Here is a 1,071-nt window from a genome sequence, read left to right as displayed (position 1 = left end):
CAACACCAGGTCGTCCGCGGCGCGCGGATCCACCGCGTGCGCCATCGTGATGATCCTCCCGGTAAACACCGTGGCCCCCGACGCCGAAGCGCTCGCGCCCCCTCGACCCCCGCCGCTTCGCTCTGCGCTGACCTGCTCGTTCACCCGGACCCCCTCGGCTGGTTGACGCCCTCACGGCGTACCCTGCCTAGTCTCTCGGATTCAGCGCCCCCGGTCGAGACCCATCCGCGGACTGCTCCTCGGAGCGACCCCCGAGGATCTCCCACAGCGGTCCCGTCGCAAACCAGATCAGCACGACAAACCACACCCGCGGGATCCACGACATCAGCTCCGCCGTTCGCGCCTCATTTCCCACCAACCAGGTCATGATCAGGATCACCGCGCTCGCGATCACCGCGGTCAACACCGACCGGCTGAAGGACACCCACTCGTGGCGAAGCCGCTGCGGCCCCCGCTTGGGCACCCGCACCGGCGCCGGACCCCCGGCGAAGCGGTGCGCGAACCAGGCGTCCATCCGCCGGATCAGGCTGTGCCCAAACGACACCGTGAACCCGAGATACACCGCCCCCAGGCCGTGCGCAAACTCCGCCGTCGCCCCGCCCAGCAGATCCACCGAGATCAGGGTGAGCAACAGCAGATCGACCCCGGGCACCAGGAGCAACAACACCGAGGAAAGTCGGGGCATCCGCAGGAGATACCGGGACCCCAAACCGGCGAACAACACCACCCAGAACGCGATCTCCGCGCCCACAATTGCCATCAGAATTACACTCATGCCCCCAGTCCAGCCGAAGGGAACGCCGCCCACATCGAGCAAACGTCGCAAACCCCTCCTCCCTTCGGCGGAGGACAACGCCCCCGACATGTGCTCGAATAGACGCATGCGCGCACTGCGAAGACTCCCGGGCCGGCCCAGCATGCGCCCCGAGCAACGAGACGCCGCCGCCGCGATCGGCCTCCTGATCGGCGGCCTCGTCATGCTGCCCTCCGGGCTCCGCCTCGGCCTCAGCTTCGGGGCGGCCCTCAGCCTCCCCACCTGGCTGAGCGTCCTCATCATCCTGCTGGCCAGCA

The 1,071-nt window shown here is 68.3% G+C and carries 2 protein-coding genes; one reads left to right on the top strand and one right to left on the bottom strand.

The genetic code is table 11. The features are described 5' to 3' along the window. Window positions 1–187: 187 nt before the first annotated feature. The gene (locus OOT08_RS02285) at window positions 188–775 is read right to left on the bottom strand and encodes a hypothetical protein (RefSeq protein ID WP_325090932.1); all 588 of its coding nucleotides are present in this window, start codon (window positions 773–775) and stop codon (window positions 188–190) included. Between the two features lie 106 nt (window positions 776–881). On the opposite strand from OOT08_RS02285, the gene OOT08_RS02280 reads away from it, so the two are divergent. Beyond that, a partial coding sequence (locus OOT08_RS02280) for a hypothetical protein (RefSeq protein WP_325090931.1) occupies window positions 882–1,071 on the top strand: 190 nt, incomplete at its 3' end.

Origin of the sequence: Leucobacter sp. M11 (assembly GCF_035726885.1) — a bacterium.
Taxonomy (GTDB): Bacteria; Actinomycetota; Actinomycetes; order Actinomycetales; family Microbacteriaceae; genus JAPFRB01.
Note: the sequence above shows the minus strand (reverse complement) of the source record. Positions and strands in the feature narration are given on the sequence as shown.

Coding starts and splice junctions, on each gene's coding strand:
- OOT08_RS02285 (WP_325090932.1), bottom strand. CDS start 775: ATGAGTGTAATTCTGATGGCAATTGTGGGCGCGGAGATCGCGTTCTGG.